Genomic DNA, 24,913 nt, shown 5'->3' with positions numbered 1-24,913 from the left:
CTACAGTTGCCTGCAGGGATCTTCCTCAAGGTCGCTTGCTGGCGGCTGCAATGCGCTCTTCTCCTTATAGGTTGGGGTGATTGAGGTGCTGAATATCCTGCCCTCTCAGTAAGTGGCCTGGATTGTGCCAGGGGATAGGCAAAGCCAAAGACTTGCCTTTCGAGATCTCAGGAGGTTTTACCCATCAAAACGGGTTTTGCGCCAGTTCGGTTAAACCCTATGAGCGATATCTGCTTCGAGATTGGCCTGAGCGATCGGTTGCCTAGAAGCGGGCGAGCTTGCCCGGCGCAAGTGGGGTTTGGGTCTGCGGAACTTGACTCCCTCCATCTGGCGTCAGGGGCCGCAGCAAAGTTGGAACCTGCTTCCCTCATTTCAGGGCCTAGAACCCCTTAGTCTCCTCCAGTTGTCTGTGATTAAAGTTACGAGGAACTCAGCATGGCTCAAGCAAAGGAATTGGTGCAGTCTGGTCATACGGCTCTTCTCGAACCGGATCTGGAAAGTTCATCCTCCATCCCTCTGGATGCGGACAATGAGGTGGATCCCCTCGAGACGGAACTGGATGCCAGTGACACTGATGCTTTTGATGAGGATGATGAGGACGACGAAAAGTCCCTCGAGGAGGATGCCGATGCTGCTGCCGCCGCTGCCAAGGGCCGTTCCAAGCGCAAAGCGGCCAGCAAGAAAAAACCCTACACCGATGACTCCATCCGCGTCTATTTGCAGGAAATCGGGCGTATCCGCCTGTTGCGGGCAGATGAAGAAATTGAGCTAGCCCGCGAAATTGCCGACCTGCTGGAGCTAGAGCGGGCTCGCGAGGCCGTTTTCCAGCGTATGGGCCTCTGGTCCGACCCAGAGGAGGTACCGGAGACGCTGTGGGCAGAAGAAGTGAAGATGTCCCTGCCCGAATTCCGGCGGCGCTTGCATCGGGGGCGACGGGCCAAAGAAAAGATGGTGCAGTCCAATCTGCGGCTGGTGGTCTCCATTGCCAAGAAATACATGAACCGGGGCCTGTCGTTTCAGGATCTCATCCAAGAGGGATCCCTAGGTCTGATCCGGGCAGCGGAAAAGTTTGACCACGAGAAGGGCTACAAGTTTTCCACCTATGCCACTTGGTGGATTCGCCAGGCCATCACCCGCGCCATTGCCGACCAATCGCGCACCATTCGCCTGCCGGTTCACCTTTACGAGACCATCTCCCGCATCAAGAAGGTCACCAAGCAGCTTTCTCAGGAGCTGGGCCGCAGGCCGACCGAAGAGGAGATCGCCACCCGCATGGAGATTACCATCGAGAAGTTGCGCTTCATCGCCAAGTCGGCTCAGCTTCCCATCTCTCTGGAGACTCCCATCGGTAAAGAAGAGGATTCGCGGCTGGGCGACTTCATCGAGTCGGAAGGGGAAACCCCCGAGGAGCGGGTGGCCAAGGTTTTGCTCCGAGAGGATCTGGAAAGCGTGCTGGAAACTCTTACCCCCCGCGAGCGGGATGTGTTGAAGCTGCGCTACGGCCTAGACGATGGCCGCATGAAAACCCTGGAGGAGATCGGCCAGATCTTCAATGTGACCCGCGAGCGGATCCGGCAGATCGAGGCCAAGGCGCTGCGCAAGCTGCGCCACCCCAATCGCAACAGTGTGTTGAAAGAGTACATCCGCTAGGATCCGGTCTTAGGATGGACTCAGTTGCCGCTGCCAACCGACGTGTGGAGCCTCTTCAGCATGAACCCCAATGAGACGCCGGATCCCAACTTTCCTGAGAAGGCCGACATAGAGGCCAAGGATGTACCTCCGGCCCAGGTGGAGTACCACGTGGAGGAGTTTAAGATCAGCGGGGACGAGCTGTTGGCCAAAATTCGCGAGCTGATCGAGGAGGCCAATGTTCGCCGCATTCTGATCAAAAATGCCGAAGGGCAGACGCTGATCGAGATCCCTCTGGGCGTAGGCGTGGCGGCAGGGGTGTTGGGGGCGGCTCTGTTCCCGGTGTTGGCGGCTGTGGGAGCGATCGGGGCTCTGGTGGCCAAGCTGACCATTGTGGTGGAGCGAACCCTTCGGGATGATTCTTAGCTGATCAACGTTGTTTTGAGCGTCCTGAACAATTGCGGCGCTTCTGGGCAGCCCTGACCTTCTACACTGCCTTGCCTTTGGGGCGGGCGGGCGGGCTACAGTTTGAGGGCATTGCCGCCTGGCTGCCGGCGGTGGGCCTGCTGTTGGGCGGGATCCTCACCCTGGCGGCGCTTTTGCTGCAGATTTTCCCGCCGCCGGTGCGAGCAGCTTTGCTCGTGGCTCTGTGGGTGCTGTTAACCGGCGGGCTGCACCTGGATGGGGTGGCTGACACTGCCGATGGGTTGGCGGTCAACGTCCCCAAAAGCTTTGCCGACGCGGAACGGCCAGCCGTCAACGGGCTATCCCGCCGCCTGCAGGTGATGAGGGACAGCCACACCGGGGCCTATGGGGTGCTCGCCTTGGTGCTGGTGTTGCTGCTGAAATTTGCTGCCCTGAGCAGCCTGCAGGTCTGGCCTCTCTTGCTCTTGGTGCCGGCCTGGGGGCGCTGGGGCCAGTTGCTCGCCATTGTCCTATACCCCTATCTGCGCGACCAGGGATCCGCCCGCTTCCTCAAAGACTCCACTTCCCTGCCGGGATCCCTGTGGCCGGGCACGCTGCTGTTGCTGGCCATCAGCGGGGGGGTGGGCTGGGCCGGGCTCCTGGCTTGGCGGCCTTTGCTGCTTTGGACGCTGGGATCCGCCCTGGGAGCCCTGGCCGTGGGCTATTGGCTCTACCGCCAGTTGGGAGGGCACACAGGGGACACCTACGGAGCTACGGTGGAATGGTCGGAAGCGATAGCCTTGTTGTGGGGATCCCTGCTTGGCCCGTCCTAGCCCCCCTCTCCTTTTGGGATTGGGAGAGGGGCCGAGGGGGAGGGCCTCTAGACTAGGCCAACTTGCTCGGCCAAGCCCAATTGTTGGCGGGCCGTTTGGCAATCCTGCCGGATCTGCTGGATTAAGTCTGCCACACTGGGAAACCGCCGCTCTGGGCGGATAAAGCCTTGCAGCGCCACCTGCACCTCTTGCCCGTAGAGATCGCCTGTCCAATCCAGCAGATGCACCTCAACGGTGTGCTGCAGCCCGGCAAACGTGGGCCGATGGCCAATGTTCATCACCCCAGGCAGGGCTGCCGCCTCAGCAGGCACATTCACCCAAACGCTGTACACCCCGTCGCGGGGCAAAAACTTCTCCGGCGGCAGGCGCAGATTGGCGGTGGGAAAACCCAGCTCTCGGCCTCGCCGATCCCCTGGCACCACCTCTCCGATCAGCCGGTAGGGACGGCCCAAGAGCTCCGTTGCCGCCGCCACCTCCCCCGTAGCCAGGGCAGCGCGAATGCGAGAGCTGCTCACCCGCTCCCCCTTCAGTTGCGCCTCCGGGATCACCTCCACCGGAATGCAGCGCTCGGATCCCCAAGCCTGGAGAGTTTGGGCATTGCCCGAGCGACGGTGGCCAAAGCAGAAATCCCAGCCGACGCTGAGATGGCGAACGCGCAAGCCCTGTTCCAGTACTGTTTGGATAAACTCTTGGGGCGGCTGGCGGGCAAAGGCAGGAGTGAAGGGGAGCAACACCACCTGCTCAAAACCCATCTGCGCCAGCAAAGCCAGCTTTTCGGCAGGGGGAGTGAGCAACAGTTGCCTGCGCCCCGTCAATACTTCTTGGGGGTGAGGATGAAAGGTGAGAACCGTGCGCACCCCCTGCAGGGAGTCGCGAATGGGCTGCAGCACTTTCTGATGGCCCAGGTGCAAGCCATCGAAGTTCCCGATGGCAACGGCGGTGGGTCGCAAGGTTTGAGCCAGGTCAGAAGTTACGTGCACCGCTTGGGATCCCGAACAACAGCTGATTAACCACCGCCCGACAATCTCTACCAGAGGGGCCAAAGCAAAGCCATCAGCCCGCTCAGGCCGGCCACAGCCCACAAGCTACGTCGCAGGCGCTGCAACACAGGGTCGATTTGATAGTGGACGATCAGCCGATGCTGCGCCAGCTCCTCGTCCGATTTCGCGTAGATCGCCCCATCGTACCAGCCACTTTCTTCATAGGGGATCCGCGCCTGCACCAAGCGCCGCCGCACATAGGCCCATCCCAAGTAGAGGTGGAGCAACACCAGGCTGAGCAAGGCATTGGCCCCCAGCACAGACCCAGAGACGAAGTGGCCCCAATCCCCGGCAAAGCTGACCCAGACCAGCGGCGAAACCGCCAGCACGACCACCCCCCAAACAGCGAAGATTCGCTTGAGATAGGGGATCCACTCCAAAGCGGGCCAGGAAAAAGGAAAAGACTCCCTCAGCTCTGCATACTGCCGCAGCGGCTGTTGCTCAGCAGGAATGGGATGGGAGGGATCCACCATATGGCCTTAATGTATCTACACAAAATGATACTGGCAGGCCCAGCCCCCCGCCAAGCCCAGCCCAGCCGCAGTTCAACCGAGGAGAAGAGGAGTATCGTATTAGAGTGTGGTCGCATCTACCTCTCGTTCTACCATGAGCGTCCCAGGCGAACCTGCCGCCACCACCGCCCCCTATGTGATCCTGAGAGAGCCGGACGGCAGCCAGAGGAAGTACATTCTCGCCGGAGCGACCGCTTGGACGCTGGGCCGCGATGAAGACAACGCCATCGTCCTGACCGATCCCAGCGTTTCCCGCCAACATGCCCTGCTGCAATACCTGGACAACAACAGCATCTATCTCATCGATCTGGGCAGCCGCAACGGCTCGTTCGTCAACAATCGCCGCGTCAGCATTCCCACCCTGCTGCAAGATGGAGATCACCTCACCCTCGGACAATCCCAGCTCGAGTTCCACAGCGGATCCCTGGCCAGCCCAGAACCCAGTCCTGCGGCCAAACTGTCGGACACCCTGGTTTTGCAAACCCGCTGGCTGATCTCGGTGGCCGTGGTGGATGTGCGCGGCTACGGACAACTGACCCAGCAACTGGACGAGCGCCTCCTCTCCCAGGTGATGGGCGATTGGTTCCGGCGCGGCGGAGATATCATTCAGCAGTACGGCGGCACTGTCGATAAGTACATCGGCGACGCGATCATGGCCGTCTGGTTTCATGCGCCCCAGGCCAATGAGGATCCCTTACAAGCTGAACAAGTGGGGATCGAGCTCGACGTGAAGTCGGTTTTGCGGGCCATGGTGAAGCTGTTTCAGATGACCGAGCAACTGAACGGCGAGTTTCCGCTGCCTTCTCCCCTGCGCCTGGGGGCGGGCGTCAACACCGGCTCGGCCATTGTGCGGCAGGTGGGCAACAACACCCGCCAGGAATACACCGCCCTGGGCGATACGGTCAATTTGGCCTTTCGCATCGAGAGTGTTACCCGCACCCTCAACGCCGACTTGGCCATCAGCCACGACACCTATACCTGCTTGGCGCAACAACTGGGACAGGCAGCTACCTGCTTTGCGCAGCAGGCGGTTCAGCTCAAGGGATATACCCACCCGCACCAGGTGTACTACTGCGATGTGGGGGCTCTGCAGGCCGTTCTCGGCACCTAGACCCCGCATCCCGATAGCTGGGGACGGCTCGCCGGGCCATGGGATCCCGCTGTTCTTCCAGAACCTTCTGCCGCTCTGTCGGCCGATGGGAGGGCAAGGCCCTTTCGACCGCACAAGAGCCCGACTCCTGACTGGGGTGAATCGGTGGTGGCAGAGCTTGATCAGGGGGAAAACCTGCGCAAAAGCTGCGGATCCACCTCGCCCACATAGGTATTCAGCCCGATAGCCGTGGCGATCAAAGCCCCATCCACCTCCACCCGCCGGTACTGGGCGATGGCCTCTGCCAGGGGCACATCCACCACGCGCCGATTTTGCCAGGCCACCATGCGGTCGTATTTGCCCTGGGCGATCAAGTCCACAGCCGCCACCCCAAAAGCTGCCCCCAGCAGACGATCCAAAGGAGAAGGGGTGCCTCCCCGCTGCAGATGGCCCAAAACCATCACCCGCGTCTCGATGCCGGTGCGCAGCGCGATCTCGTTGCCGATGTAATAGCCAATACCGCCGTAGAGAGACTGCCCCAGGCTGTTGGTGTAGGTCACCGGCTCTCCCGACTCGGTGCGAACAGCCTCCGCCACCACCACAATGCTGAAATTGTTGCCCCGCTCTTTGCGGTCGAGGATTCTTTTGCAGACGTTTTCCAGCTTGTAGGGGATCTCCGGGATCAGGATCACATGCGCCCCCCCGGCGATGCCAGCGCTGAGGGCAATGTGACCGGCATCCCGCCCCATCACCTCCATGACCATGACGCGGCTGTGGCTGATGGCCGTGTAGGTGAGCTGATCCAGAGCCTGCACCGCCACGCTCAGAGCCGTATTGAATCCCACGGAATACTCGGTGGCGCCGACATCGTTGTCGATGGTCTTAGGGATCCCGACAAAGTTCCAATCCCCCTGCAAAGCTAGCTGCCGGAGAATGGCCAGGCTGCCATCTCCCCCCACCCCAATGAGCGCATCCAACCCCAGCCGGTGGTAACCCGTGATCACCTCTGCCGAGCGATCCACCAAGCTGCCATCGGGCATGGGATAGGCGAAGGGGTTGCCCCTGTTCACCGTACCCAGAATGGTGCCGCCATAGCGCAAAATGCCCGAAACCCGCTTCACGTCCAGCAGCTCCGCTTCCACCGGTCGCGCCATCAGACCTGCGGTCGCGTTTTTGATGCCGTAAACCTCCATGTCATAGTCGCGGGCCCGCCGCACCACCGCCCGGATGACGGCGTTGAGGCCGCCACAATCGCCACCGCTGGTGAGGATCCCAATTCGCTTCCGTTTCGGCATGGTGCTCTAGGATGAACAGTTTGAACAAAAAAATTAAGAACTTCTTCGCTCCGCAGTTTCGAGCCGACTAGACTCTACTCCTGCAAGTGGCTTACAGCGGGCCCTGGGCCCTAGCAAGCTGTAGCCATGGGGCGCTTGACCAACCGCAGAGAAGGGAAGGCGACGGCTGGATTGATTATGTCCAGCCCTTGGGACCAAGATGCCTAGCAGAGTTTGCAGTGGGCGAGCGGCTCCGCAGACAAGACCAATTGTTCAGCATCCTTCACAACAAAGAATTAAGAAATATTGCTTGGCAAAGCTAAGTTTGGAGCAGTTTCCGCTATCTCTGAGGATAGATCTTGTAGGCAAGACTTGGGGGGAACAACTTGCCAAAAAACCAAAATTATTTGTTAAGCAACTTTGATCAAAACCCATTCAGGCCAATAAGGGTAGAGATGATGGAGATATAAGGATCGGGTCTGAGTTGGGAGAAGCATTATGACTCAAACCATTGCCCAATGTGGGCTGCGGGGGGCCTCAGAGCTGCTCAGCCGTTACCGGCAAGGAGAGCGTCACTTTCCCCAATCTTGTCTGGAGTACGCCTTCTTGCGGGGGGTCGATCTGCGCCGGGCCGACCTGCGCGGGTCTGACTTGCATGGGGCCAACCTGCGCTATGCCAACCTGCGCGGCAGCAATCTGGCCAATGCCGACTTGCGCTGTGCCGATCTGCGCTATGCCGACCTGGAGGGAGCCTGTTTGGAGGGAGCCAATTTAAGCGGAGCCCAGTACAACCACAACACCTGCTTCCCCGCCGGTTTCGATCCGGTAACGGCAGGGATGCAACGGTTCGAGTTTTAGTCAAGCTTTCAATCAAGGCGGGTGCTGCCTTGCAGCCGCAGCAAGCTCTCTAAAAAAATCGGGATCCCCAGGCGGGGATCCCAGGCTGTTTATCGGGTTAGCTAGGGCTGCGTCCGGAAGCTCTTCACCTCCAAGACCGGCCCCACCTGAGCCACCGTCACCATATCTTCTTTGAGCTGTCCCTGGATGGTGACTTCCAACCCCTCTTGTAAGAGCTCTTTGGGGGCGCGGAAGAGGGCGTAGTGCTGGCCGGAAGGGAGCGTCAGCACCCACACCCCCCCTTCGATATCCAGGAACTCGATGGTACCGCTGTATTCTTGCATCACTTCCTCAGCGCTAAACCGGTGCTGCTGGGCTGGGAATCCAGGATGGCTTGCGCCCCCAAATAGGCCAGGCCCAGGCAGAGCAAACCATTGAGAAGCAAGAAGGAGCGCCCCAGCCAAGCAGAGGATCCAAGCCATAGTACCCCCTCATAGAACAGGGATCCAGCTAGAAGCAGATGGGAGGCCATGCCGATGGAGAGGCCGACAACCGCCCAACGCCAGCGCCGATGTCCCAGGAGCAGCACCATCAACAGCCCTGGGATCAACACGCTGGCAAACAAGGGGTTCAAGGCATTGGTCTGGGCTAAGGCCGTGCCCAGCTCCGGCAGGGAGCTCCCCGCCAATTGGAAGGGCCAGCGAGGGGCACCCACAATGGCCAGGCCCTGCAGCGGGAAGAGGCCGGCGCTGCCCAGCAGGATCCCTCCCAGGAGGGGCGCCGTTGCCAGCATGGGCTTGGGAGCCAGCCACCAGCGGATCAGCACCAGGATGATGTAGCCGCCCACCACCATCAGCAGCTTGGGCACCAGGGCAATCGGGCCGCCGTCAAACCAGAAGCGAGGGTTGAGGTAGCCGTTGTTGTTCAGGTATTGCAGGAAGTCCTTCAGCCACAGCAGCAGGGGGTTCTCCTCTTGCTGACCGGTGGCCCTGGCCAGCGCCTTGGCAGCATCCAGACGACCGGCGCCGTAGAAGTTCTGCTTGTCGCCGGGCACCGGGGTGGCCGACATCTTCAGCACCTCTTCCACCTTGTCCGGATCTTTGATGCCCTGAGCCTGGATCAGCGCTGCTACGCCGGCCACGTGGGGAGTGGCCATGCTGGTGCCTTGGAAGTAGGCAAAGACCGGCTCGTTGGGGTTGCGTCGGTTGATGGTCTGCTGCAGAATGCCGTGCTCAGGATGCTCGGGAGTCTTGGCCCCGCCGGGAGCGGCGATATCTACCCCAACCCCATAGTTGGAGTAGGGGGCTTTGCTGCCATCGGGCCCGGTGGCCGAGACGGCGATGACATGCGGGTAGCGGGCCGGGTAGCTCACCTGGCTTGAGTTTTCGTTGCCGGCGGCGGCGATGATCGTCACCCCTTTGCTGTGGGCATAGGCTACGGCCTCCTCCATCAGTCGGGCCGAAGCGCGGCTACCCAGGCTGAGGTTGATGATCGTGGCGCCGTGGTCGGCAGCATAGCGGATCCCTTCCACCACGTCTGACAGGGATCCAAAACCATTGGCATCCAGCACCCGCACCGGCATGATCTTGGCCTTGAAGGCAACCCCGGCCACGCCTAGGGTGTTGTTGGTGGATTGGGCGATGGTGCCGGCCACATGAGTGCCATGGCCGTTGAGGTCGGTGGGATCCTCATCGTCGTCCACGAAGTCGTAGCCCTGCACAAATTGCGTTTGGGCCAGATCCGGCACCCGCGTCACCCCGGTGTCCACCACGGCTACCGTCACCCCTTCTCCCTGGGAAATGTCCCAGGCTTCCGGCATGCGGATGGCTCGCAGGTTCCATTGCTGGGGATAGAGGGGATCGTCGGGCACAAAAGCCGCCTGAAATTGGTAATTGGGGTGGGCATACTCGACCAGGGCTTCCCGCGAGAGCCGTTTGATGAGCCGCCGTGTGGCTCCTGGATGTTCCGCATCCACATCGAACAGGTAGATAGCCTCCTGGCGGGCAAAAGCGCTGTTGCTGCTGGGTCGCAGCGGCAAATTGTAGGCTTTGGCAAGAGCAGCGATCTCAGTGGGAGTGGCCGTGTTGACAAAGTTGACCACGATGCTGTCGTAGGGGGTGGATCCCTTGCCGCAGGCCGTCAGCAGCAGTGCCATCAGGCCAGCGCAGCAGAGACCCAACCAGCGTCTGAAGTTCATCATGCACGCCCTCGAGATCCAAAATTGTTGCCACCAGTATGCCCTCTGGATGGGCAATTGACCAGAAAATCAGCACGCTGCGTCACGAGCCTGTTCCTGTTGCCAACTTTTTCGGGGGCCACTCAGAAAACCCAGAAAAAGGGATCCCTCTGGCCAAACGATTTGTCCCGATGCATGATGGATCTGTAAGAACTTGAAATACTTCTTAACACCAGTTCTCAGTATCTCGTCATCACAGCCAAGAGAGGAACCAGCATGAGCATCGGATGGCAACGGATACTGCGCGTCGGGGCAAGCTTTTGCCTGGGGCTGTGGATTTGGCTAGGTGGGGGATCCCCGCTCTGGGCCCAGCCTGCTTTGCCAGTGGTGGAGATGGAGTTGCCGCAGCCGCCGGTGCCGGTTTTGGATTTGGCGGATCAGTTGACCAGCAATCAAGAAGCACAACTGGCCGAGCATCTGAACCGGTTGGAGGAAGAAACGGGCTGGAAGCTGCGGGTGCTGACCCAGTTTGACCAAACCCCAGGCCGCCAAGTGAAAGAGTACTGGGGCCTGAACGAGCGCAGCGTTTTGATGGTGGCCGATCCCAGGGGAGGCAACTTGCTGGCCTTTAACGTGGGAGACGCGGTGCGGGAGATCCTGCCGCGTACCTTTTGGATTGAGCTGCAATCTCGCTTCGGCAACCAGTTCTACGTGCGAGAGCACGGCACTCAGCGCGCCATTTTGGAAACCGTTGACGTTTTGGATCGCTGTTTTCACCAAGGGGGCTGCCGTGTGGTGCCCGGACTGCCGCAGGAGCAGTGGATCCTGACGCTGCTCACCTCTATCTTGGGCGGGATCGTCTTCGGGTTTGCCGGCAAACCCCGCCACGCGGAGGAGCTGTTTAACTGGCGTTGGGCTTTGCTTATCTCTCCCTTGTGGTTCATTTTGTTTGGGGCCTTCGGCATCGGCCCGGTGATCACCCGCACCCAGGATTGGCTCCCGCTGGTGCGCAACATCCTGGGCTTTCTCGCAGGAGCCTTGGTGATCTACTTGGCCCCCATTGCCCAACCGGCAGCGGAGCAGCAGTAGCCGTCCTGCCAAGTTGAGGCTAAGCTCCCTTCCCCTCTCCCTCTGGGAGGGGGGTGGGCCTCTGGGTCAAGAAAGCATCCCCCGCCTCTTGCCCCCCGAAGCAAGCCAGCGGCTGGGGGACAACTTCCCAAGAGAGAATGCTAGAATCGGTAGAGCTAAATTGCTGATGTAGCTCAGTTGGTAGAGCACTCGACTTGTAATCGAGCGGTCGTCAGTTCGAGTCTGACCATCAGCTTGGCAGGCGGCTCAGTCACTCAGCTTTGACTCTGGCAGTTTGGTTAGATTGACTTCAGGGGGATCCTTCATCCTCACCCCCTCAGATCCCCGCGCAGGGTATCTGCCAATTTGTTCCTTTGTTTGCTCTAGATGTCTATGTCGGGTCTGCCAGCCGCTACAGTTCGTCGATTGCAAAAGCTGCCCCAGGTGTCCTCGGTATGGGAAGGGGATTGCCACCGCCTACCAGGTTCGCTAGCCCTGGGATCCCAGATCTCCGCCGGCTTGGCTGAGGGGGAGTGCATTTTATGGGTGGATGGCGTTCAGGGCGTGGTGCGGGCCATGGAGGTGGTGCCTGCTGGCTCCGGCTTGGAGCCGATGGTGCGAACCTTGATCATGGCTATGGAGCGGCCCAATGCTGCCTTGCCGGCTCGTCCGCAAAAGGTCGTCGTGCGGGATCGGGAGGTGCAGTTTTTCCTGCGCGGCATTTTGCACGAGCTGGACATCAAAGTGGAATGCCAGCCGGAATTGCCGCTAATCGACGAGATCCTGCAGAGCTTTGCAGAGGCCAGTGAGGGGATCCCGCCGCCGCTGCCGGAGAACTACGCGAAGCTGCTGGCCGGCAAAGCCCTCACCCTCTGGCAAGATGCCCCCTGGGACTATCTAGAGGATCACCAAATCTTGGCGATCGAGCTAAATCGCTGGGATATTGAAACCCTCTACGTCTCGGTCATGGGGCGGCTGGGGATGGAGTACGGGGTTCTTTTTTATCGCTCGCTGCACTCCCTCAAACGGTTTCGCCAGGACGCGGGCCAACCAGAGACTTCCGAGGAGATGGAGGAAGCCTTCCTCAGGCAAGATTGTCTCTATCTCACCTTTCAAGCTCGCAATCCCGAACTCAACGAGCTATCAGACCTGGACTTGGCCGATCTGGATCCCGAAGAAATCGAGCCGAACTTCGGCACCATCCACCCTCTCGAGGGCCTGCGCGTTGTTTTGCAGGAAGATGAGGCGGCGGCTGTGGCGGTGGCTTTGGAGGCCTTGCATCGTTTTTTGAAGCAGTACCGCCGCAAGCTGGAAGAGGATTTCCAACCCTGTCAGGGGCGGTATCGCATTCCCAACCCCCAGGCCCCAGGGGAAACCCTCTCGGTGCAAGTGCGCACCTTGCCCGACTTGGCTGTAGAACTTCTGGAGCTAGAAGGAGACGAAGAAGAGCACACCCAAACCCTGCTGCGAGATGATCTGGTGCCTGAGGGTGCGCAGCTTAGCCTGGGCGTGCTGCCCTGGGCCACCGTAGAGGCGCTGCGCCGCACAGGGCAATGGCATCCTCTCCCCCAGAGTAAGCTGGTGCCAAGGGGTGAAGGGCTGCCGGTGGTGATCGTGCGCACCTCCCGCCCCAAGGCCAAGCAATTGATCGAAAACCTGCGCGGCGAAGGGGGGCCCCAGGGTGTTTGTTTTAACACAGGGGTGGATCCCTTTGCCGGCAGCCGCTACGACTTGGAAATTGTCCAAACGGGCAACCGCGACCTGCACCTGTTTGCAGAGTTTCCCGAGGACGATCCCGTGCACGCCAAAGCTCGCAGGCGCTGGGAGCGGCGTTGCCGCGAGACGGGCGGCTATTGTGGCCTGGTGGTGGCGATGGGGGTAAATTCCAACCGGCCAGAGCTGCAGGTACGCCACATTCTGGCCCTGTTTGAGATGCAGGCGCTCAACCCGACCCGATTGGGCCTGGGGCCTATGGTGCGCATTAGCCGACAGTTGCACTTTCCCTAAAGGCTTCCTGGGGCAGCCCCCAGCTAAGGGATCCCAAGACCGCCCAGGCCTCGCAGACGGCGTTTCAAAGCCTGAGGCTGGAGATATCCTTTGCCAAGCCTTTCCAGAGGCACTTTTTTGCCAGGGAAAGAGGGGGTCTCCTTGCGGAGAACTATCGCCCCGAGGCCCGACGCCGTAGCCTGTGAGCTGCAAGCAAGTGCGGCAGGGGCGGCCGTCCTGGGGTTGGAGGTGAGCCTGTGGCAGGTGTTGGGAATTTGATTTCAACCCCTTTCCATGATAGGAGGCAGCGGATCCCAGGTATCTTGCCAGCGCAAAGCCGCTTGCCGTAGCTGCGCCAAGTTGGCCGATCCGGTGCAAAAAGCGGCGATCCTCAGCTCCTCGATCACGGCTCGGAAGCTGTCCACCACCGCCTGGGCCCGCCCTCGGGAGACGGCGTGGAGAGCGGGAGCGGCCATGCCGACCACATCGGCCCCTAAGCGGATGGCTTTGGCTGCATCGATGCCGGTGCGGATGCCGCCGCTGGCCACCAGGGGCAGGTTGGGCAGGAAGCGGCGGATTTCCAGCAGGGCCAAGGCGGTTGGGATCCCCCAGTCCCGGAAGCTGTGGGCAATGCGTTTCTGGAGGGGATCGGTCTGGCGATGGGCTTCCACCTCGCTCCAGCTCGTCCCCCCTGCCCCAGCCACATCTAGGGCGGCCACGCCACACTCGGCCAGCCGCCGGGCTACTTGGGCGCTGAGGCCATTGCCCACTTCCTTGACCAGCACCGGCACCGGCAACTGGTTCACCAACTGCTCGATGCGGCGATAGAGGTTGCGCCAGTCGGGATCCCCCTGGGGCTGAACCGCCTCCTGCAGCGGGTTGAGGTGCAAAATCAGCGCATCTGCCTCGATCATCTCCACTGCCCGTCGCGCCTGCTCCAGGCCATAGCCGTAGTTGAGCTGCACAGCGCCCAGGTTGGCCAAAAGCAGAATATCCGGAGCCACTGGGCGCACCTGGTAAGTCTGGGCCAGCTCCGGGTGTTCTAAAGCTGCCCGCTGGGATCCCACCCCCATGGCAATGCCCAGCTCTTGAGCGGCAGCCGCCAGGTACAGGTTTAGCTCCCGGGCAGTGTCTGTCCCCCCGGTCATGCTGCTAATCAGCAGAGGGGCCTGCAGGCGTTTTCCCAGAAACTGGCAACTGAGATCGATCTCGGGCAGCAGCAGCTCCGGCAGCGCCACGTGCTCGAAGAAAAACCGCTCAAATCCGGTGCGGATCCCTCTGGCGTTTACGTCCTGCCGCAAAACAATGTCCAGGTGATCCTGCTTACGTTCGGAGATAGGGGATGGAGAATCGGCCATGGTCTGGATAGAGGGCTGTCCAACCGGTAGCGGGCGAACAACATTGTCCGAAGGTGGCCCGCTGTCTATGATGAGGGCGGGATCCAACCTAGTAGCCATGCAACCTTTGCACATCTTGCTGGCAGAAGGCAACCCTCATCTGCGCAGCTTGCTGGGTTGGCATCTGCAACAGGCACGGCACCGGGTTTGGGAAGCGGAGACCATTCGCCAAGCCAAAACCCTGCTGCAACAGCAGCCTGTCCACCTCTTAATTTTGGATGCGGAGCTGTCCAGCCGTGCCGGACTCCAACTATGCCGGTGGGCGCATCGCCATTGCGATGTGTTGATCTTGCTCCTCTCCCAACAGGGAGCGGAAGCCGACATCATCGCTTGGCTGAAGGCAGGCGCAGACGACTACCTCACCAAGCCCCTTAGTCTGCCCCTTCTGGATGCTCACATTCAGGCCCTGACCCGTCGGCTGCGGCGCAGCCTTCCCCCCACCTTCCTGCAGTATGGGGATCTGAAAATCGACCTGGTGCAGCGGCGCGTCACCCTGGCCGGCCAAGGCATCGACCTCACCCCGCAGGAGTTTAGCTTGCTGATGGTGCTGATCCAGGCCGATGGGGATCCTCTCTCGCGGCAGGAGCTGCTGGAGCGGGCTTGGCCCGATTCCACCGCCAACCCCCGCACCATCGATACCCACATCCTCTCCCTGCGCAAGAAACTGGAGCGCGATCCGCACCAACCCCGCCTCATTCACACTGTGCGCCAGGTGGGCTACAGCTTCGGCATAGAGCCGCCTCCTCCCTTGCAGCAGCCGAGTCGAGCTGCTGGCGCAACTGCCCCAGGATCTGGGCCTCAACAGCGGCGCCGTAGAGCTGCTTCAAGTGTCGGGTGAGTGTGAAGAGATGCACTTGCAGTTGCGTGGCTGCCTAGATGCAGTTTTCGGCAGGCAGGGTGACAAGGTAAGCCTTCACCCCAGGGGTAACTTTTGGGGGAGCGCCAAGTGCTTTGCCGTCCGCAAGCCCATCGCAGCAACGCTGTTGCCCTCGCTTGAGGTCGTTGAGGACAGTGGCGGGGTGGCATCCGAGAAACTGTGCAATGCAGGGTGCGCTCCGGTGTTGTGCGGAGAGTCGAATGACAAGGGCGCGTGTACTTCGGTCGCTCAGCGGCTGTCTGGCAGGGAGAGACGCTCTCAGGCTTGGGTGAATCACTGCCTCTCCAAAGCGATTGTTTGTAGGGCGCAGGCAACCAACAGTCCTATTGCCTTGGAAGACTTGCCCCCCGGCCCCCCTGCCCCCCGTATACGAGGGGATTGAGGGGGGCGGTCGGAGCCGGTTAGTTTACTGCTGATGGCAAAACCTTGATCAGCAGCAACCGAGCTCCTGGGCTAGACCCCAACCCCAGAAAGCACCACCATCACCACCACCGCCGCAAAGATGATCAAAGCGTAAAACTGCGCCTTGCCGTTCTCCAGATATTTCATCACTTCGCCGCCGACCATGGTCGCCAGGCCCGTCAAGTTGACCACCCCATCCACAATGCGGCTGTCCACCTCCAAGGCCTCCCGCGCCACAAAGCGGGTGCCCCGCACAAAGACCCGCTCGTAGAGGTCGTCAATGTACCACTTGTTGAGGGAGAAGTAGTACAGGGGTTGCAGACTTTGGGGGAAGGTGCTGGGATCAATACGTTTTTGCCAGTAGATAAGACCCGCCAGGGCAATGCCGATCAGCCCAATGCCCACCGAGCTGCCCGCCATGATCAGAAACTCTGCCCAATCGAAGTGGCCGGCCAGCACCGCTTGCCACTCGGCGGCCACCTGGGCCCAACCAGTTTCTGCTGCAGACTCACCAGGCGCATGGATGAAAGCCTCGAAGAAGTTGGCAAAGGGAGTGCCCACCAAGCCGATCAGCACGGAAGGAACGGCCAGCGCCACCAGCGGAATCGTCATCGATGCCGGAGATTCATGCGGCTCGGCAGCGTGGCCATGCCCTTCGTGTCCCTCTCCCCCAGCTTCGGGATGGCTGCTGGGCTGGGGCTTTTCGTAAATGTTCATGGCTCCGGGACCATAGGCCGCCTCTTTCCCGGCAAACGCGTAGGCAAAAGCCGGCACCGGTCGGCCTTGGCTGACGGCCACCTCCTGCCGCAGCTTCAGGTTGGTGCCGCGAAACTCCCCTTCAAAGGTGAGGAAGTAGATGCGGAACATGTAGAAGGCGGTGATCCCCGCCGTGAGGAAGCCCACCCCCCAGAGGGCCGGGTTGCGCTCAAAAACCGCGGCCAAAATCTCATCTTTAGACCAAAAGCCGGCAAAGGGCGGGATCCCACAGATGGCCAGCGTGCCGATCAAAAACGTGAAGGCCGTAACGGGCATGAACTTGCGCAGCCCTCCCATCAGGCGCATGTCCTGGGCCAAGACCGGGTCGTGGCCCACCACCGCCTCCATGCCATGAATTACAGAGCCAGAGCCCAAGAAGAGCAGCGCCTTGAAGTAGGCGTGGGTCATCAGGTGGAACAAGCTTGCCCCATAGGCACCGGATCCCATGGCCATGACCATGTAGCCCAGCTGGGAAATGGTGGAGTAGGCCAGGCCCTTTTTGATGTCGTTTTGGGTGATGGCAATGCTGGCCCCCAAAAAGGCCGTGCCCGCCCCTGTCCAGGCGATGAGGTCCATGACTGGTGGGATCCCTTCCAGCAGCGGGAACATGCGCGCCAACAGGAACACCCCGGCGGCCACCATCGTGGCTGCGTGGATGAGGGCCGAAATGGGCGTGGGGCCTTCCATGGCATCCGGCAGCCACACGTGCAGCGGGAACTGGGCCGACTTGGCCACCGGGCCCAAGAACACCAACACCGCAAACAGGGCAACCAAGCTGCTGCTCACCGCGCCGTTGGCCACCATCTGCTCCACATTGCGAGCCAGCTCCTCGAACCCAAACGTGCCGGAAATCCAGTAGAAGCCCAAAATGCCCAGCAACAGCCCAAAGTCCCCCACCCGGTTGACGACAAACGCCTTCTGGGCTGCCTCCGCCGCTGCCTGCCGCTCGTACCAAAAGCCAATCAGCAGGTAGGAGCACATCCCCACCAGCTCCCAGAAGACATAGATTTGCACCAGGTTGGGGCTGACCACCAGGCCCAGCATCGAGGAGGCAAACAGGCTCAGGTAGGCGTAGAAACGCACATAGCCAGGGTCGTGGGCCATGTAGCCGTCGGAGTAGATCTGCACCAGAAAGGCCACCGTGGTTACCACCACCAGCATCATGGCGCTCAAGTGATCCACCACAAAGCCCATGTCCAGGGAGAAGGAGCCCGCCTGAGCCCAGGTGAGGGTTTTGAGAACGGTCTCATGGCCCTGCACTTGGCCGGCCAAGAGGGCAAAGGCGTGAACCATCGCCGTTCCCGTCGCGAACACGCTCAAGAAGGCGGCCAGAGAGCGGTTGGCCCTTGTCCAGGCATTGAACAGCAAAATGCCCAAGCCGAGTAAAAAAGCCGCCACCAACGGATAAACGGGGATCAACCAGGCGTATGCGTAGATGAATTCCATAGGAACTGGTGCTGAATGCGTCCTCTTGCAGTGATGAGCCCTTCTTGCTGGCCGGTGGCAATCTGTCTGTCGGGATCAGGGGCCTAGGCCGGCAGGTGCTCTGGAGCTTCTGATATTGTAAATCTTTGCAACACGATCAGCGCCCCCCCTGCAACCACCCAGTCCATGAGAGCAAAGATTCTTCTTCCCGATCAACCGAGATCCCCGCAGGAGAATCGGGAGATATCCTGAAGACTCTCCCCCAGCTCAGATCCGCAAGGCCTACGGCCCGCTGACGGGATCGGCTGAGACTGTCGTTGCCAAGATGACAGGGATCCCTTGCAAGCGCTACAACTAAAGGCTGAAAGCTGCAGACTGTCTGGAGAAAAGCCCATGAGCCTGAACTTGGTGACCTTGGTGGGGCGAGCCGGCATGGATCCGGAGGTGCGCTACTTTGAGTCGGGCAGGGTGGTGTGTACCTTTAGCTTGGCGGTGAACCGCTTCCGCAAAGGCGAAGACAAGCCCGATTGGTTCAACCTAGAGCTGTGGGGGCGCACCGCCGAGGTGGCCGGAGAATATGTGCGCAAGGGCAGCCTCATTGGGGTAACCGGTAGCCTCAAGTTCGATCGCTGGAAAGACAAATCCACCGGTGAGGATCGCCAAAGACCCGTCATTGCCGTAGATCGCCTCGAACTCCTGGGATCCCGTCAAGACCGGGAGGCTGACCTGCCCGCCGAGGAGCCGTTTTGATTTGTTTGAGCGTGAGCTCCGGCCAGTCGGCGCTTGCACTCCTGCACCACCGCTGTCAAATCCTGGCTGCACCAGGGATAGCGCAAGGGTGGCCGCCGGATGACCCACAGCGGGATCCCCAGGTTTTTGGCCACTGCCTGCTTGACGGCCAGCCCACCCGCTTCTCCAGACTCCTTGCTGATGACTACCTGAGGATCTAGACTCTGCCAAAGCCGCAGTTCCTGCTCAAAGCTGAGGGGCAGGCGCATTCCGATCACCCGCTCGGCAGGGATCCCGGCTTGCACCGCTTGGGGAACCGACTCCGGCAGCACCCGCGCCCACAGTTGGCAGCGATCCTGCCAGGGCCCAAACAGGGGCAATGCCTTCACCCCCACCGTCAGCAGCACCCGCCGCCCCGCCAGTACGCCATCCGTGAGCACCGCCTGCCAGTCCGGCGCCACCTGTACCCAGGGATCCAACGCCACCGGGGGGCGCTCGTAGCGCAGGTAGGGGATCCCCAGTTGGGCGGTCACCTGCATGGCCAGTTGCGAGATCTCCTGGGCGAAGGGATGGGAAGCATCTACCAGCACGCGGATCCCGTGTTCCTGTAGGAATTGTGCCAAAGATGGCGGCGAAAATCGCGTCACCACCACCTGGCCGGGCAGATCCCGATACAGCCTTCTTCCGCCCTCGGTGGTGACGGTGGCTATCCAAGGGATCCCCTCATGGCTGAGGACGTGGGCCAAGCTGCGGCTTTCGCTGGTGCCACCGATGAGGGCCACTTCAAGTGATGTACGAACCGAGCCCATGCTGTGTTGCCAAAGTTTGCTACCAGTGGATACGATCGAGGTCTGAAGGCTGGAGGCGAGTGCTCATGATCGAGATGCATGTGGCTGGGATCGCGGTCGACGCTGTCAACCAGGCTCCCATTGTCATCTTGCGCGATACCCATGAGCGGCGTGCCCTACCCATCTGGGTAGGAAGAGCGGAGGCCAACGCCATTCTGCAGGCGCTGGACGACCAAAAGCCCCTCCGCCCCATGACCCACGACCTTATTCTGAACTCCTGGAAAGCTTGGGGGATCAAGCTGGAGCGGGTTATCATCCACGCGCTGCTGGACAACACCTTCTATGCAGTGCTTGTTACAGTCTGCGGCGATAAAAAGCAGGAGATCGACTGCCGCCCCAGCGATGCCATTGCCCTTGCCTTGCGGGCCCATGCCCCCATCTGGACCGTAGAAGAGGTGATTGCGGAAGCTTCGATCCCGATGAACCAAGATGCCGACGAGGCAGAGCGGGAGGCCTTCCATAAGTTTGTGGAAAGCGTGACGCCCAAAGACTTTATTCGCAGCCACCTCCTCAGGGATCAGCCCACGGAATCGGATGGCTGAAGCCCTGTCTTCTCCGCTAGGACAGATGCTGAGCGGCTCCAAGAGCACCCTCAGCGCCGGCAGTTGCCTCTTTCCCTGTAGACAGTTCCCCTAGGCCCTTGAGTGCCGTTTTCAGGGGCGGCTTGCCTCCACCTCAGACTTGGCCGCAAAGGACGCCCTCGCGCCAGCCCAAGGGGAGCATTTTAATTCCTGCTTATCGGCCCTAGCCAAAACGCTGCCTGCTCGTGCGGAGGGATTTCTCTAGAAACCTTTGAGACCGAGGTTATACCGCTAACCGGGGATTGCTCTCTCTCCCTCTAGAGCTCCCAGGTGCATACGGCTCATCTTGGAACTCAGGGTGTTTTGCTTTGACACCCTGTTGCCGTCCAAGGCAGGCGGGCTTGCTTCAAAGCCACCGTCCCCCTGGCAAGAATGGCAGGGGAGTTTGCCCAGCTTGACAAAGGGAGTACCGACACCCTAGTTTCTAGCAAATTGTGCGGCTTGTGCGGCTAGGACGGCTTCATCGAGAGTGATCCTGCTCCCCTGGGGCAGTTGATTGGCTTGACTTTTCTTTATTGCGCCATTTGTCCGAGAAGTCAGCTCGTTTGCGCCTTCTACCCCTAGACCTGTGCCGCGCTTTTTAGCCAAAGCCGGGGGGTCGGAGCTGTGGGCCAAGCGGGGAGATCCTCGGTCTTGCTGGCATTTCGGCCTACAATCAAGCTAGAGCAGCCCTTTTTTAGCAAGCCATGCAGACTCTAGATCGGCCCAACGCGCCCTCTCAGCAGCCCTACCCAGAACCGGTCTACCCCCGTCGTCCTACCCGCACCGTAGCCGTAGGCAACGTGTTGATCGGCAGCCAGCACCCGGTGGTGGTGCAGTCCATGATCAACGAAGACACTCTCGACATCGATGCGGCGGTGGCGGCCATCCGTCGTCTGCACGAGGCGGGCTCGGAGATCGTGCGGGTTACCGTTCCCAGCATGGCCCATGCCAAGGCGATGGAGGCGATTCGGAGCAAGCTGATCCAAACCTACAAGCCGGTGCCGCTGGTGGCCGATGTCCACCACAACGGCATCAAGATCGCCCTGGAGGTCGCCCAATACGTGGACAAGGTGCGCATCAACCCGGGTCTGTTCGTCCTGGAAAAGCCGCAGCCCGGTCGCACCGAGTACACCCAAGCCGAACTGGAGGCCATCCGCAATAAGATCCGCGAAACCTTCACCCCCCTGGTGCAGACCCTCAAAGCTCAGAACAAAGCCCTGCGCATCGGCGTCAACCACGGATCCCTGGCCGAGCGCATGCTCTTCATGTATGGAGACACTCCAGAGGGCATGGTGGAGTCGGCCCTAGAATATGCCGAGATTTGCGCCGAGCAAGACTTCCACAACGTAGTTCTTTCCTTCAAAGCTTCCCGTCCGCAGGTGATGTTGGCGGCCTACCGGCTGGCGGCCCGCCGCTTCGATGCCTTGGGCCTGAACTACCCCTTCCACTTGGGGGTGACCGAGGCCGGCGATGGAGAATATGGCCGCATCAAATCGGCAGTGGGGATCGGGACGCTTCTGGCCGAGGGGATCGGTGACACCATTCGGGTTTCCCTAACCGAAGCCCCGGAAAAAGAGATCCCGGTGGCCTACGGCATCTTGCAGGCCCTCAACCTGCGCAAAACCATGGTGGAATATGTGGCCTGCCCCTCCTGTGGCCGCACCCTCTTCAACTTGGAGGAAGTACTGCAGAAGGTGCGGGCCGCAACCCAGCACCTGGTGGGCCTCGACATTGCCGTCATGGGCTGCATCGTCAACGGGCCGGGGGAAATGGCCGACGCCGACTACGGCTATGTGGGGAAAACCCCCGGCTACATCTCCCTCTACCGCGGAAAGGAGGAGGTGAAGAAGGTGCCCGAGTCGGAGGGCGTCCAGGCGCTGATCGAGCTCATCAAAGCCGATGGGCGGTGGGTGGATCCCCCAGAAGGAAGCCCAAGTAACTAAAACCAAAAGAGAGGGCAGCAGTCCACCAGCAGGTCTCCTTGCCTGCTAGCCTAGAAGATGCGTTGAACAGCTCCCAGTATGACCAGCACTCTCCCCACTCGCTCGTTTAACACCAGCCGCTCCAGGCAGATCTTTGCACGGGCGCAGCAGCTTATGCCGGGGGGCGTCAGCTCTCCGGTGCGTGCCTTTAAGTCGGTGGGCGGGGATCCCGTCGTCTTCGACCGCGTTGCCGGCGCCTACGCCTGGGATGTGGATGGCAACCAGTACATCGACTACATCGGCAGTTGGGGGCCGGCGATTGTCGGCCACGCCCACCCCGAGGTGATCGAGGCGTTGCGGCGGGCCCTGGAGAAAGGCACCAGCTTTGGCGCCCCTTGCGTTTTGGAAAACGAGCTGGCCGAGCGGGTGATCGAGGCGGTGCCCAGCGTGGAGATGGTGCGCTTTGTCAACTCCGGCACCGAAGCCTGCATGGCGGCGCTGCGCCTGATGCGGGCCTACACCGGGCGGGAAAAGGTGATCAAGTTCGAGGGCTGCTACCACGGCCATGCGGACATGTTTTTGGTCAAGGCCGGCTCGGGGGTAGCCACGCTGGGCCTGCCAGATTCGCCGGGGGTGCCCAAGGCTGCCACCAGTGCCACGCTGACCGCCCCCTACAACGACCTAGAGGCAGTCAAGGCTCTGTTTGAGCAGTATCCCGACTCCATTGCCGGCGTGATCCTGGAGCCGGTGGTGGGCAATGCCGGCTTCATTCCGCCGCAGCCGGGCTTTTTGGAGGGTTTGCGGGAGCTGACGCAAAAGTATGGCGCCCTGCTGGTGTTTGACGAGGTGATGACCGGCTTTCGCATCAGCTACGGCGGCGTGCAGGCCAAGTTTGGCGTCATCCCCGATTTGACCACCCTGGGCAAGGTGATCGGCGGCGGCCTGCCGGTGGGGGCCTACGGCGGTCGGCGGGAGATTATGGAGATGGTGGCGCCGGCGGGGCCCATGTACCAGGCGGGCACCCTCTCCGGCAACCCCCTGGCCATGACGGCCGGGATCCACACTCTGGACATCTTGCGCCGACCCGGTACCTATGAGTATCTGGAGCGGATTACCGAGCAGTTGGCGACGGGGCTGCTGCAGATTGCACAAGAGACCGGTCATGAGATGTGCGGGGGCTATTTGCCCGGCATGTTCGGCTTTTTCTTCACCGCCGGCCCGGTGCGCAACTACGAGGAGGCCAAGCGCTCGGATTTGCAGAAGTTTGCCCGCTTCCACCGCGGCATGCTGGAGCGGGGGGTGTATCTGGCGCCCTCGCAATTTGAGGCCGGCTTCACTTCCCTGGCCCACACCGAGGCCGATGTGGAGAGAACCCTAGAGGCAGCGCGAGAGGTGCTGCGCACGCTCTAGGGTTTTTCTCCCCTCTCCCCTTGAGAGAGGGGTTGGGGGTGAGGGAGCTCCCTTGCTGCATTGGGATCCCCGACCATGGCCGAGCACATCCACCGCAACTGGCGCATCACCACCCAAACTACCGACAAGGGGTTTATCTTTTGCTGCCAGCGGCTACGTCAGGATGGCTCAGTGGAGCCTGCTGCCAAAGCCTACGGCTACTTCCAAAATGAGGCCGAGGCGATTTTGGCGGGCATGGTCTGGATCGACCGGCAGCAACTTCCGGATCACCTGGACGGCTTGCTCTTCGACAACGAGGAGCCAGAGGGCTAGACAGAAGCTTCTTCGCGTACCAACTGTTCCCAGCCCAAGCCTTTGAGGGCGGCGTTGCGCCGCAGCGGGCGGGTGACCAACTCCAGCAGCGCCTGGGTGTTGCCGAAGCCGTGGATCGGGGCAAAGGTAAACTCCACCGACCATTTGGTGGTGATGCCGCGGGCCTCGAGGGGGTTGGCGTGGGCCATGCCCGTGATCACCAGATCCGGCTGCAGGGCTTTGATGCGCTGCAGTTGGTGGTAGTTATCCGGCTTCTCCACCAGGGTGGGCTTGGGCACCCCCATCTCCTCGCAGGTGCGCTCCAAGAGGGCCAGCTCGGCGGCTTGGTAGCGCTTGTCGAGGTAAGGGATCCCGATTTCCTGCACCGTCATGCCGCAGCGCACCAGGAAGCGGGCCAGGGAGACCTCCAGCAGGTTATCCCCCATGAAGAAGACGCTCTTGCCCCGCAGCAGGCCCAGGTACTCTTGAACTTGGGGGTGGCGCCACACTTCCGCTTCCCGCTCTGCCAGGCCTGGAGTCGGGATCCCCAGCTCGCGGGCAATGGCTTCGATCCAGGCGCGGGTGCCATCTGGCCCGATGGGAAAAGGAGCAGGGATGAGCTTGGCCTTTTTGCGGCGCACCAGCGTGGTGGCGGTGCGGCTGAGGAAAGGATTCACCCCCACCACATGGGTGCCCGGCTCGATGGCCGGCAGCTCCCCGTAGCGCTTGGCCGGCAGCCAGCCGGAGACGCGGATCCCGTATTTTTTCAGCTCCAGAGTGAGTTGGGTAACCACCGGATCCGGCACGGAGCCGAAGATGACCAGCGGCGGGTGGGGGTGGAAGCCCTCTTCCTCTTTCTTTTTGCCGGAGCGCAGCCCGTAGAAAAGGGCCTGCAGGCCGCCCCGCGTCTCCCGCTCCTCTTCCTGCACCTGCTCCGGGCAGCGCTGGGCCATGGAAGCCAACACCGTGTCTTCCCCCTGGGTAAAGGCGTAGTCGAGGCCGTTGGCCCGCGCCACCACAATCGGGATCCCGATCTCGGCCTCTAGCTTCTGTGCCAGGCCCTCCAGATCCATTTTGATGATCTCGGTGGTGCAGGTGCCGATCCAGACGATGACGCTGGGGTTGCGATCCCGCTGGATTTGCAGGCACAGCCGCTTCAGCTCCTCGTAGTCGTTGAGCTTGGCGCTGATATCTCCCTCTTCCAGCTCGGCCATGGCATAGCGCGGCTCGGCGAAGATCATCACCCCCATGGCATTTTGCAAAAAGTAGCCACAGGTTTTGGTGCCGATCACCAAAAAGAAGCTGTCTTCGATTTTGGGGTAGAGCCAGGCCACGCAACTAATCGGGCAGAAGGTGTGGTAGTTGCCGGTCTCGCATTGAAAGTGGAGGGTATTGGAAGTATCCACAGCAGCAGTCATCGTCGGCTCCTAGAAAAGGGTTTGT

Annotated in this window: 22 protein-coding genes and 1 tRNA gene; 14 read left to right on the top strand and 9 right to left on the bottom strand. The window is 61.0% G+C overall.

What is annotated here, in order from left to right:
• Nucleotides 1-435 precede the first annotated feature (435 nt).
• Genes rpoD through cobS form a run of 3 tightly spaced genes read left to right on the top strand, consistent with a single transcriptional unit; the run spans nt 436 to nt 2,867 of the window.
• Nucleotides 436-1,650: an RNA polymerase sigma factor RpoD gene (rpoD, locus tag NW848_RS08345; protein WP_414402858.1), complete on the top strand. Its 1,215-nt coding sequence runs from the start codon at nt 436-438 to the stop codon at nt 1,648-1,650.
• Nucleotides 1,651-1,674: 24 nt separating this feature from the next.
• Nucleotides 1,675-2,055 (top strand): DUF4342 domain-containing protein, encoded by a 381-nt coding sequence (locus tag NW848_RS08340; RefSeq protein ID WP_228375312.1) that lies wholly within the window; start codon nt 1,675-1,677, stop codon nt 2,053-2,055.
• 32 nt (nt 2,056-2,087) lie between these two features.
• A complete protein-coding gene (gene cobS, locus NW848_RS08335) occupies nt 2,088-2,867 on the top strand; it encodes an adenosylcobinamide-GDP ribazoletransferase (protein WP_011431205.1) in 780 nt (259 codons plus the stop codon).
• A 47-nt stretch (nt 2,868-2,914) separates the two neighbouring features.
• Here the strand turns inward: cobS and NW848_RS08330 are convergent, their stop codons facing one another.
• Both NW848_RS08330 and NW848_RS08325 read right to left on the bottom strand, forming a co-directional pair.
• Nucleotides 2,915-3,847, bottom strand: coding sequence for a bifunctional riboflavin kinase/FAD synthetase (locus NW848_RS08330; RefSeq protein WP_011431204.1), 933 nt, complete (start codon nt 3,845-3,847; stop codon nt 2,915-2,917).
• 47 nt (nt 3,848-3,894) lie between these two features.
• Nucleotides 3,895-4,380: a CGLD27 family protein gene (locus NW848_RS08325; RefSeq protein WP_414508734.1), complete on the bottom strand. Its 486-nt coding sequence runs from the start codon at nt 4,378-4,380 to the stop codon at nt 3,895-3,897.
• Between the two features lie 133 nt (nt 4,381-4,513).
• On the opposite strand from NW848_RS08325, the gene NW848_RS08320 reads away from it, so the two are divergent.
• Nucleotides 4,514-5,530: an adenylate/guanylate cyclase domain-containing protein gene (locus NW848_RS08320; protein ID WP_011431202.1), complete on the top strand. Its 1,017-nt coding sequence runs from the start codon at nt 4,514-4,516 to the stop codon at nt 5,528-5,530.
• Between the two features lie 161 nt (nt 5,531-5,691).
• On the opposite strand, the gene NW848_RS08315 is transcribed toward NW848_RS08320, so the two are convergent.
• Entirely contained in the window at nt 5,692-6,804 is a 1,113-nt protein-coding gene (locus tag NW848_RS08315; protein ID WP_099812844.1) for an ATP-dependent 6-phosphofructokinase, read from the bottom strand.
• 477 nt (nt 6,805-7,281) lie between these two features.
• Between NW848_RS08315 and NW848_RS08310 the strand changes: the two genes are divergently transcribed.
• A complete protein-coding gene (locus NW848_RS08310; RefSeq protein ID WP_011431201.1) occupies nt 7,282-7,641 on the top strand; it encodes a pentapeptide repeat-containing protein in 360 nt (119 codons plus the stop codon).
• Between the two features lie 101 nt (nt 7,642-7,742).
• Here the strand turns inward: NW848_RS08310 and NW848_RS08305 are convergent, their stop codons facing one another.
• Nucleotides 7,743-7,964 carry a hypothetical protein gene (locus NW848_RS08305; RefSeq protein ID WP_011431200.1) on the bottom strand — a complete coding sequence of 74 codons (222 nt, stop codon included), beginning with the start codon at nt 7,962-7,964 and terminating at the stop codon, nt 7,743-7,745.
• Complete coding sequence (locus tag NW848_RS08300; RefSeq protein WP_011431199.1) at nt 7,964-9,820, bottom strand: S8 family serine peptidase; 1,857 nt, start codon at nt 9,818-9,820, stop codon at nt 7,964-7,966. Before NW848_RS08300 ends, NW848_RS08305 begins: the two co-directional genes overlap by 1 nt.
• 369 nt (nt 9,821-10,189) lie before the next feature.
• Here NW848_RS08300 and NW848_RS08295 point away from each other — a divergent pair, with 369 nt between their 5' ends.
• The 3 genes from NW848_RS08295 to NW848_RS08285 all read left to right on the top strand — a co-directional run bounded on the left by NW848_RS08295 (nt 10,190) and on the right by NW848_RS08285 (nt 12,871).
• The gene (locus NW848_RS08295; protein WP_011431197.1) at nt 10,190-10,885 is read left to right on the top strand and encodes a TPM domain-containing protein; all 696 of its coding nucleotides are present in this window, start codon (nt 10,190-10,192) and stop codon (nt 10,883-10,885) included.
• Between the two features lie 162 nt (nt 10,886-11,047).
• Nucleotides 11,048-11,120: transfer RNA gene (locus NW848_RS08290), tRNA-Thr, on the top strand.
• Nucleotides 11,121-11,251: 131 nt separating this feature from the next.
• Nucleotides 11,252-12,871: a DUF6930 domain-containing protein gene (locus tag NW848_RS08285; RefSeq protein ID WP_414508733.1), complete on the top strand. Its 1,620-nt coding sequence runs from the start codon at nt 11,252-11,254 to the stop codon at nt 12,869-12,871.
• 260 nt (nt 12,872-13,131) lie between these two features.
• Here NW848_RS08285 and fni read toward each other — a convergent pair whose 3' ends face one another.
• Nucleotides 13,132-14,208, bottom strand: coding sequence for a type 2 isopentenyl-diphosphate Delta-isomerase (fni, locus tag NW848_RS08280; protein WP_041438548.1), 1,077 nt, complete (start codon nt 14,206-14,208; stop codon nt 13,132-13,134).
• A 67-nt stretch (nt 14,209-14,275) separates the two neighbouring features.
• Between fni and NW848_RS08275 the strand changes: the two genes are divergently transcribed.
• A complete protein-coding gene (locus NW848_RS08275) occupies nt 14,276-15,085 on the top strand; it encodes a response regulator transcription factor (RefSeq protein ID WP_414508732.1) in 810 nt (269 codons plus the stop codon).
• Nucleotides 15,086-15,577: 492 nt separating this feature from the next.
• Here the strand turns inward: NW848_RS08275 and NW848_RS08270 are convergent, their stop codons facing one another.
• Nucleotides 15,578-17,728, bottom strand: coding sequence for an NAD(P)H-quinone oxidoreductase subunit 5 (locus NW848_RS08270; RefSeq protein WP_099812848.1), 2,151 nt, complete (start codon nt 17,726-17,728; stop codon nt 15,578-15,580).
• A 372-nt stretch (nt 17,729-18,100) separates the two neighbouring features.
• On the opposite strand from NW848_RS08270, the gene NW848_RS08265 reads away from it, so the two are divergent.
• Nucleotides 18,101-18,457 (top strand): single-stranded DNA-binding protein, encoded by a 357-nt coding sequence (locus NW848_RS08265; protein WP_011431189.1) that lies wholly within the window; start codon nt 18,101-18,103, stop codon nt 18,455-18,457.
• Here NW848_RS08265 and NW848_RS08260 read toward each other — a convergent pair.
• Nucleotides 18,415-19,245 carry a cobalt-precorrin-6A reductase gene (locus NW848_RS08260; RefSeq protein WP_414510874.1) on the bottom strand — a complete coding sequence of 277 codons (831 nt, stop codon included), beginning with the start codon at nt 19,243-19,245 and terminating at the stop codon, nt 18,415-18,417. The genes NW848_RS08265 and NW848_RS08260 overlap by 43 nt on opposite strands.
• Before the next feature lie 65 nt (nt 19,246-19,310).
• Here NW848_RS08260 and NW848_RS08255 point away from each other — a divergent pair, with 65 nt between their 5' ends.
• From NW848_RS08255 to NW848_RS08240, 4 genes are all read left to right on the top strand, one after another.
• Entirely contained in the window at nt 19,311-19,826 is a 516-nt protein-coding gene (locus tag NW848_RS08255) for a bifunctional nuclease family protein (RefSeq protein ID WP_041438544.1), read from the top strand.
• 725 nt (nt 19,827-20,551) lie between these two features.
• Nucleotides 20,552-21,790, top strand: coding sequence for a (E)-4-hydroxy-3-methylbut-2-enyl-diphosphate synthase (gene ispG / locus NW848_RS08250; RefSeq protein WP_011431186.1), 1,239 nt, complete (start codon nt 20,552-20,554; stop codon nt 21,788-21,790).
• Between the two features lie 78 nt (nt 21,791-21,868).
• Nucleotides 21,869-23,179, top strand: a complete 1,311-nt coding sequence (gene hemL, locus NW848_RS08245; RefSeq protein WP_011431185.1) for a glutamate-1-semialdehyde 2,1-aminomutase — start codon at nt 21,869-21,871, stop codon at nt 23,177-23,179.
• A gap of 75 nt (nt 23,180-23,254) precedes the next feature.
• Nucleotides 23,255-23,491, top strand: coding sequence for a hypothetical protein (locus tag NW848_RS08240; protein ID WP_011431184.1), 237 nt, complete (start codon nt 23,255-23,257; stop codon nt 23,489-23,491).
• Here NW848_RS08240 and NW848_RS08235 read toward each other — a convergent pair.
• Nucleotides 23,488-24,888, bottom strand: coding sequence for a ferredoxin:protochlorophyllide reductase (ATP-dependent) subunit N (locus NW848_RS08235; protein ID WP_011431183.1), 1,401 nt, complete (start codon nt 24,886-24,888; stop codon nt 23,488-23,490). The two genes, NW848_RS08240 and NW848_RS08235, sit on opposite strands and share 4 nt — an antisense overlap.
• Between the last annotated feature and the right edge of the window lie 25 nt (nt 24,889-24,913).

This window comes from Synechococcus sp. RC10A2 (genome assembly GCF_047502605.1).
Note: the sequence above shows the minus strand (reverse complement) of the source record. Positions and strands in the feature narration are given on the sequence as shown.